General features: G+C 41.3%; 3 protein-coding genes and 5 tRNA genes. All 8 read left to right on the top strand.

Features of this window, described 5'->3' with window-relative positions:
* Window positions 1–403 precede the first annotated feature (403 nt).
* The 8 genes from CGSMWGV1500E_RS04835 to CGSMWGV1500E_RS04870 all read left to right on the top strand — a co-directional run bounded on the left by CGSMWGV1500E_RS04835 (window position 404) and on the right by CGSMWGV1500E_RS04870 (window position 8,816).
* A tRNA-Gly gene (locus CGSMWGV1500E_RS04835) sits at window positions 404–476 on the top strand.
* 28 nt (window positions 477–504) lie between these two features.
* Window positions 505–575, top strand: a tRNA-Cys gene (locus tag CGSMWGV1500E_RS04840).
* Between the two features lie 30 nt (window positions 576–605).
* Window positions 606–677, top strand: a tRNA-Val gene (locus tag CGSMWGV1500E_RS04845).
* Window positions 678–716: 39 nt separating this feature from the next.
* A tRNA-Val gene (locus CGSMWGV1500E_RS04850) sits at window positions 717–789 on the top strand.
* A 455-nt stretch (window positions 790–1,244) separates the two neighbouring features.
* A tRNA-Gly gene (locus CGSMWGV1500E_RS04855) sits at window positions 1,245–1,320 on the top strand.
* 287 nt (window positions 1,321–1,607) lie between these two features.
* A complete protein-coding gene (locus CGSMWGV1500E_RS04860) occupies window positions 1,608–4,841 on the top strand; it encodes a tetratricopeptide repeat protein (protein WP_004126905.1) in 3,234 nt (1,077 codons plus the stop codon).
* A 54-nt stretch (window positions 4,842–4,895) separates the two neighbouring features.
* The gene (gene ligA, locus CGSMWGV1500E_RS04865; RefSeq protein ID WP_004126902.1) at window positions 4,896–7,667 is read left to right on the top strand and encodes an NAD-dependent DNA ligase LigA; all 2,772 of its coding nucleotides are present in this window, start codon (window positions 4,896–4,898) and stop codon (window positions 7,665–7,667) included.
* Window positions 7,668–7,682: 15 nt separating this feature from the next.
* On the top strand, window positions 7,683–8,816 hold the full coding sequence (locus CGSMWGV1500E_RS04870; RefSeq protein ID WP_004126899.1) for an Mrp/NBP35 family ATP-binding protein: 1,134 nt from the start codon (window positions 7,683–7,685) through the stop codon (window positions 8,814–8,816).
* The last annotated feature ends 16 nt before the right edge of the window (window positions 8,817–8,832 follow it).

Raw genomic sequence — 8,832 nt, 5'->3', positions numbered from 1 at the left:
ATTAGAGCACGAGAAAGGGTCTTTCCCGCATACGCGGGGGTGATCCTACAAGCTACAATAGGAAAACCAAGTGACCCGAGTCTTTCCCGCATACGCGGGGGTGATCCCCCACCGAGAAAGAAAGAAAAGCTTTTCCCAAAGTCTTTCCCGCATACGCGGGGGTGATCCCGTTTCCGGCGAGGTTGCGCAAGCTAAGCAGACGTCTTTCCCGCATACGCGGGGGTGATCCCTATATCGTGGGCTTAATGGGGTTCGAACTTATGTCTTTCAGCATATGCAGAGCAATACAACCTGCTTGGAGCACCAAGCGACACGCCAAATAGGCGAGGGCTTGCATTTGAGAATATTTAGGGTATAGTAGTTACTCGTGCTTCGGCGCTGACATAGTTAGCAAGAAAGCATTGCGGACATAGCTTAGTTGGTAAAGCGCAACCTTGCCAAGGTTGAGACCGCGGGTTCGAGTCCCGTTGTCCGCTCTAGGTCCGATGAGTTATTCGACCTTACGGTGGGTTAGCCAAGCGGTTAGGCAGCGGCCTGCAAAGCCGTATAGATGAGTTCGACTCTCGTACCCACCTCGATTAAGCTTCATGCTTAATAAACAACCTGGGCGGTTGGCGCAGTGGTAGCGCACTTCCCTGACACGGAAGGGGTCACAAGTTCGAACCTTGTATCGCCCACTCGAAAGGATTGCCTTTCACGCATAATTAAAAAATTTTGGGTGATTGGCGCAGCGGCTAGCGCACTTCCTTCACACGGAAGGGGTCATAGGTTCGATTCCTATATCACCCACAATATGTTCGCAGTGTAGAAGCACTGCGTTTTTTGTTTTTGTTACTAGATTTTAGACTATAACCTAACCCTATAACCCCTATAATCTCATACCCACGATTTTCGGGTTATAGGCCAAAAAGTGTGTAAAGCTAAGCTGATGAATATTATGTGGCATAGTCACAATCCAAACACTGTTACTAATTCAGTCAACCGACTGAGTTAGTAACGGTAACCGCTCAAATACCGTTACTAACTCAGTCAACGAACTGAGAAAATAACAGTAATAAGCAAAACACCGTTAATAACTCAGTCAACCGACTGAGAAAGTAACAGTCATGAGACCCCGCGCAGCACGCCTGCGCATAAGAATACCCACGATTTTCGCAGATTGCCCTGATTTTTCAAACCACAAACATTGCGACATTCCATATTTGCATTTAATTAAATAATTAGCTAGAATAACATCTTGTTTTGCGGACATAGCTTAGTTGGTAAAGCGCAACCTTGCCAAGGTTGAGACCGCGGGTTCGAGTCCCGTTGTCCGCTCCATTAAATCTTCTAAAATAAGTCTTCTAAAGTGAATCTTCTACCTTCTAAATTTTTAGAACATTGTAATTGTAAGCGCAAAGATATTGCAACTAAATCCTTAGAACCCCAAAACAATTAGAACCTTAAACCATTAACAATTCAACACTTCCATGCGTCAAACATATTTTTTCTATATACTGCTTATATACTTTATGTACGAACTATAATGTTGTAGGCTAAAACATTTAAGAACAGTTAAGTGTTGTGCTGATTGCATTAAGAATAACAAATTGAAAGAATGGGAATTTATGGCTGACGACGTACAATCTACCAATCAGACGACTTCTAATGAAGATAGTATGTCAACAATGGTAGATGCCATCAATTCCTTATGGCTAGAAGGCAAAATTACTTCTATTCCAAACTTTGCAAAGCATAATATTTTCACCGATTTTCCAAGCCTTCCTTCTAATACTCAGGTTGGATGGTTTAGAATTCCTGGGAAATCCTTCTGCATTTCGATTGGATTAGTTAAAAATGGTGGAAAGCTTTTTCGTCAACTTGCTATTGCAGATTCAGAAGGTAGAGTTTACACGGGCGACAAAGTAACTCTTGAAGATACGTTTGAACGTCTTCCGCAACTTTCTTTTATTGAGCAATCTTCTTTTACTTTACGAAATACAACTCGTTTTTACGGAAGCTTAAAAGTACCTAAATCAAATAATATTTCAAAAAAATTCCGCAATATTTTGCAAAGTTTAAAAAGCTTGCCAAGCCTGTGCTTAAAAAATAAAAACGCAGCTAGCGCGTCCAATGCAAGAGCTGCAATCACAAACAGCAACAATATTTCTATAGTAAATGGCGATATTGTTATGCAAGTTTCTTTAGATGATGGTTTGCATCAGGTTGCTTCATGGCTGTGCTTTACAAATGGAAAACATAAAAGATATACGCTTGAAAGCACGCGCGTAAAATTACCTGATTCTTTGCGTTGTAATCTTACTTACGAGAATGCTATTGCAACAACATTTTTCGCAACATTTTTCATACCAGATTTAAATCAAAACTTAATAGGTTTTGGATATTCGCACGTTCTAAGAAGATTGCATACTGAAGCACCTCTTGGCGCAATAAGAAGAAGCGCTGCAGATATTGCGCACGCAAGAAAAGTCGGATTGCAAGTTTCCGGCTTAGAAAGCTACTATGAGCGTGTTATGAAAGAGGTTGGAGCATTAGATCCAATTAGAAGCTTAGAAGCTGTTCATGGCGCAGAAAGACTACATTTTAGACAAGCTCAACAAACTTCTGCACATTACTTAATTTGGGACGATTCATTAGACCCTTCCTCAGCACTAAAAGTTTTAAGAATTGAAGGAGCGCTAAATCGTTTACAAGCCATATACCAGTTCTTGCAAGCTAATTCTTTGCAGGGCGGAAAGAATTTTGAAGGCAACGTTAGCTTAGAGCGCATTGCTGCTATAGATAACGCTATGATTGAAAACCCTGCTTTTAATGCTTGTGAATCTTTTGATACGCCAAGTTTAGCAAATCCTTTACAAGACGATAGTATTCGTCCTTTGCTTCACTTATGGAATAAGGCTAGAAAATATCAGCAGTCTGCAACATTTTTGAAGCAGAATGATGCGGGAGAGTGGCTTTACCGTCAATCTCTTTCTAAGCTTATTAGAAGCTTATATATGCCGTTTAGATTTGACGCAGATTTTCGCTCTAATCTAAACGATGGCAATGTGGCGATTGCGTTCACTTCTACAGGATCGTCGCTAATGCCTACAAGCAAATACGATACTTTAGAGCATAAGTGGCATATGCTAAGTAATGTTGAAAAGTCGCGTATGGCAACCTATTACAATCTGCGATTCGGTATTATGCTTGCAACGCTCGCCTTTGGTGCAAGCGAGAAAATACAGAATGTTTCAATTAGGCTTGATTCTATTGGTTTAGAAGAGATGGTTGCAGCACAAGATAATGCAATCAGTACGCTACTAAACCGCACTATTCAAGCATTAGACAATATGAATGTAAATAATGCACCTTCAAAAGGTGATCCAAAAGACGGTGACGTCCATGGAGATCCTTCACAAATCCAAGATTTGCAACACTTACCGCTTGCAGAAGTTGTTGAAGGTGCGCAATCTTTAATTGATTCTAAGCCAGAATCTAAATCGGATTCCAACTCAAATCCTTTAGCTGCTTTTAGCGAGCCTCCAGAAATACGTACGTTAATGACAGTAACGTTTGAACGCGAAAAATTTATTAAACATATACGTGCGCACGGTTTGCAAAATCCAATAGAAATATATAAACAGTCCAATGTAACAATGAGCATGCGCGAAGACTACACTTTAGGCTCAGTAGAAGCATCATTCGACATGCACGACACGTGCTTCGCGCCTAGAGGAGCGCAAGAAGAGCCTGAATTTTCCGACACAATATTTAGCGAAGAACAAGAAGAAATACTTGGAACATCACACGCACAAGGATTATCGATTCAACGAGAAGACCTTTTGCAGCAAGCTGTTACAGACTTCCACCATATTGCATCTCAGCCGATTCAAACAACAGCAGAAAAAGCTAGAGAGGCAATGAATATTATTGAGCAAATTGCAGATCCTGAGCTTAACGAAAAGGCAGACAGTGTAACAAGAGCTCTTATTGACGAAACAGACATACCTGAACTTTCATTCAAAGCTTCGCAAAGCATACGAAACATGCGTATTCGAGTCCAAGAGCAGCTTATGGAAGGCGATATTAGCACTGCAATAGAAGAATACGAGAAAAATATTGCTAAATTCGACTCAATGTTTTCCGTAGAAAATGTTGTTCCACGCTACTTTAACTCTTATGCGGAAAGAGTTGTGTACAATCACATATTTGCAACACCAGAAGAGCATACACTACTTATTCCAGACGGATTGTTCTACGCGCACATGGAGTTAGCAGACTTACTTTCGCAATTAAATAAGCATGAGGCTGCATTAAAGCACTTAAACATGATGGTTGCGTACGCTCCAACATACGCACTATCTCACTTAAAGCTTGCGGCAGAATTATCGCAAAAAGAAGACTGGCCATCTGTTATAGCAGCATGCTTAAACGCTTTGAGAGTATCTTTCGACAAAGATGATGCAGCATTCGCATACTATCGACTAGCGTACGCTGCATGGATGCAAGACAGGTTTGCGCTCGCTGCAAGCGCGTATCGCATGGCTGATTATTTAGCCCCAGGAAGAATAGAACCATTGCAAATGGAACTAGAAGAACTGCTATCTAGAATGCGCTCGCAGTGTTATAAAGCTCCGGCTAATATGGACGATGTGAAGCAGAATTTTATGAATGACGATATTCCTGTTTGGCCAAATATTGAAGCCAGCCATATTATTGGTAAAGCTGCAAAACTTACGGTTGATGAAGGAATGTTTGTTATTGCAAGAACTTTGTGCGTTGCTAATATTCGCATGACTTCAAACGAAGATTTGGAAGGTGCTGTGCAATCTCAATTCTTGCGTTCACTAAATGCTTAAAATGCTAAATAGAGTAGTGGGTTACGCTAAATATTTGGGTTGAAAGGGGATTTTATGAGTGCTGCTTACAATGATGCAGCGTCACAAAGCTCTCAATGGACGCTTTTTGACGATTTTGATGAGCAAGCTGTAACTGATGAAGCGCACTCTAATGCTCATATTTGGAATCCTAATGTTGACACAGATGAGTGGATTCATAAACTAGAACCTACCGATGCGGACGCTTTAGCTCTTTCAAGTCTACAGCCTACATCTCTTACTACTGAACAGGCTGCACGCTTGTGGGCAAAATTAGCAGCGTGGGCGCAATCTGATCAAATTGCCTACTATGTTGAAGATGCTCCAACAAGCTCGGATGCAGCTTATGATGCGCGTATACGAGCGTTGAGTGCTCTGGAATCAGCTTTTCCAACACTTGACACTCCGCAATCTCCAACGCACCGCGTAGGTGGAACTTTTTCCAACGATTTTACTTCGGTAAAACATCCTTCGCGAATGATGAGTTTGGATGACGTGTTTTCTATTGACGAATTACACGATTGGTACAACAGTGTTCTTCGAGATTTGCAATGGCCTGAATCCAAGCCGCTTCCTATGACATGCGAAGTAAAAATTGACGGCCTTGCGTTAAATCTTATTTACAGAAACGGCACTCTTGAGCAGGGGCTTACTAGAGGAGATGGCGTAACAGGCGAAGATATTTCTCTTAATGTTAGAACGATTGAGGCAATACCAACTCAGCTTCATGCTGAAAATCCTGAAGATATTCCTGAATTTGTTGAAATTCGCGGCGAAGTTTTTATGAAATGGGCTGATTTTCGTAAGCTTAATGAGGAGCAGGAAGACGCTGGAAAAGCAGCTTTTGCAAATCCTAGAAACGCTGCTGCAGGTTCGCTTCGTCAAAAAGATCCGCGCATTACCGCAACTCGTCATTTAAGCTTCTTCGCGCACGGCTTGGGGGAGCTTCGTTGGAAATCAAACTCAAGTCATGCTAATAGTGAAACAACTTTTAACCAGTCTGACGCATACAATTTTTACAAACAGTGGGGTGTTCCAGTTTCTCCATACACGCGTAGAGTAACTAATTTTGCCGAAATACAAGACATGATTGATTATTATGGCGAACATAGGGCAAATATTTTGCACGCTTTGGATGGAATTGTTGTAAAGGTTGATGACCGCGCATTGCAGCGTAATCTTGGAGCAACTTCGAGAGCTCCAAGATGGGCTATTGCATATAAGTATCCTCCGGAGGAAGTTAACACTTATTTGAAGGATATTGTTGTTCAGGTTGGAAGAACAGGAAGAGTTACGCCTGTAGCAATCCTTGAGCCTGTAACTGTTGCAGGTTCTACTATTTCCAGAACAACTCTTCATAACGCTTACGAAGTTGAGCATAAAAACGTGCTTATTGGCGATACTGTTGTGGTTCGCAAAGCTGGAGATGTTATTCCTGAATTAGTCGGACCTATTTTAAAAGCAAGAGAAGGTCGGGAAAACCAATTACGAAAATTTGTTATGCCTGAGTATTGCCCTTCTTGCGGAGCAAAATTAGCTCCAGCAAAACAGGGAGATAAAGATATTCGCTGTCCGAATGTGGAAAACTGCCCAGCTCAGCTTACTGAACGTATTATTCACTTAGCTTCTAGGCAGGCTTTTGATATTGAGAATTTAGGAGATAACGCTGCTTTAGCTCTTACAAATCCTGAAGATTCTAGGCCATCTACCGCTGAAGTTTACTGCCCAGATATTGATAAGATTGTGGTTCAAAGAGGCTCAATGCAGAAGCCTTATATTCCTCCTTATAATTTAACGTTACCTAAGCCTCAAATTCCTGTACTTAAAAGCGAATCTGGAATTTTTAGCATAACAGCTGACGATTTACAAAATGTCATGGTTTGGAAAGAAATTCCACTTGTTGAAGAATGGCAAGAAGTAGGAAAAGACGGAAAATTAAAAAAACATACTCGAAAAATTGGAGGATCTGGGCTTTGGCGACAGGTGCGAGCATTCTGGACGCGCACAATTGAAGCAAAATTTGCTGAAGCTTCGAGCCAAAACATTGAAGCTGAAGTTTTGGAACAGAACAGTGAATTTGATTCTAAATATCCAGAATTTCAGGTTCCAAAAGATGCTAAAGTGGTTTTTTGGAAAACTAAACGAGCTTCAAATAATACAAAAGAAACAATTAATGTTCCATGGTACACAAGACCATCGGAAACTACTCGCAGCATGCTCGAAGAAATAGCCCAAAAAGGCAAAAATGCTGCCCTGTGGCGCGTTTTGGTTGCGCTTTCTATTCGTAGACTAGGTCCACCAACAGCGCGTCTTATAGCGGCAAAATTAGGATCTTTAGAAAATATTGCAAATACTTCAGTTGAAGAACTTACTCAGATTGATGGAGTTGGTCCAGAAATTGCTCAAGCTGTTTATGACTGGTTTAAGCACGCAAAAGATAGTAGCAACTGGAGATTTGAAGTTTTGCACGCTTGGCAAGAAGCAGGGGTGGTCGGGAAAGTTGAAACATCATCCTTTGCTCAAACTCTAGCTGGTAAAACTGTTGTTGTAACAGGATCTTTGCAAGGCTTTAGTAGGGATGAAGCAAAGGAAGCAATAGTGTCTCGAGGCGGTAAAGCTTCAGGATCAGTTAGTAAAAACACGTACTGCGTAATTTTGGGAGAAAATGCTGGTTCTAAAGCAACCAAAGCTCAGGAACTTTCTATTCCAATGCTTAACGAAAAGCAGTTTAGCGTTCTTTTGGAAACTGGAAGCGTGGAAGAAGCTCTACAAAAAGCTAGCGAAAATTCTCTTGATATTAATGACTAAGGAATCATAACATAAATGAACACGAGCGAACTCGAAACACGCGTTTACGATTTGCTGGGTAGCGTTATTGATCCAGAATTAGGCCGTTCAGTTACAGAACTAAATATGGTAACTGGCGTTAGTGTTAGTGAAGCTGAAAATTTAGATGCTTCTAAACCAGTTTATAACGTAAGAATAAAGCTTGAACTTACTGTACCAAACTGCCCATTGGCTGAAATTATTACAGAACGAGTAAAAGAAGCTGTATCTAAATATCCTCAAGCAACTCTTATAGCGCATGTTACTTCTAGCGCAATGAGTAAAGATAAGCTAGAAAAACTAGTAGAAGATTTGAAGGCTGAGCGCAGAGAAAATCCTTTTAACAAAGCTGGTACGCGTACGAAAATTTTTGCTATTGCTTCAGGAAAAGGCGGCGTTGGAAAATCTTCTATAACCGCTAATTTGGCCGCAACTTTTGCAGCTTTAGGATACGATACTGCAGCAATCGACGCGGACGTATACGGTTTTTCTTTGCCGCGCATGTTTGGAGTAAACTCTCAGCCAACTAATCTTAACGGCATGCTTATGCCAGTTGTCTCTTGGGGAGTAAAGCTTATTTCAATCGGCATGTTTGCTGGAACTGATCGTGCTATTTTGTGGAGAGGACCGCGTTTACAGCGTTCGCTAGAACAGTTTCTTTCAGACGTTTGGTGGGGAAGTCCAGATGTTCTTTTGCTTGATTTAGCACCTGGTACAGGAGATATGGCACTTGCTGTGGCTCAAACTTTACCAAACGTTGAGCTTGTTGTTGTTACAACACCTCAACCTAGTGCGTCGGATGTGGCGGTTAGGGCAGGTCTTATGGCTTTGCAAATTCCTGTAAGCGTTCGAGGAGTTGTTGAAAATATGAGCTGGTTTGAAAATAATGGCGAGCGCTTGGAAATATTCGGCTCCGGAGGCGGAAAAAGAGTTAGCGAACAGCTTTGTGAAGCTCTTCATACTAATGTTCCTCTTTTAGCTCAGCTTCCTCTTGACCCAACTCTTAGAGAAATTGGCGAAGCGGGACGTCCTGCGGTTCTAAACGAAGACGGCAAGTTAGATAATTCACAGCTTGCTAATACTTTTGTGAAACTTGCTAAATCTTTAATGGAAGAATCTAATCAAAAATAAATATGGGGCCGCTTGA

The organism is Gardnerella vaginalis 1500E, assembly GCF_000263595.1.
Lineage (GTDB): Bacteria > Actinomycetota > Actinomycetes > Actinomycetales > Bifidobacteriaceae > Bifidobacterium > Bifidobacterium vaginale_E.
This window is presented reverse-complemented; position numbering and strand designations above follow the sequence as displayed.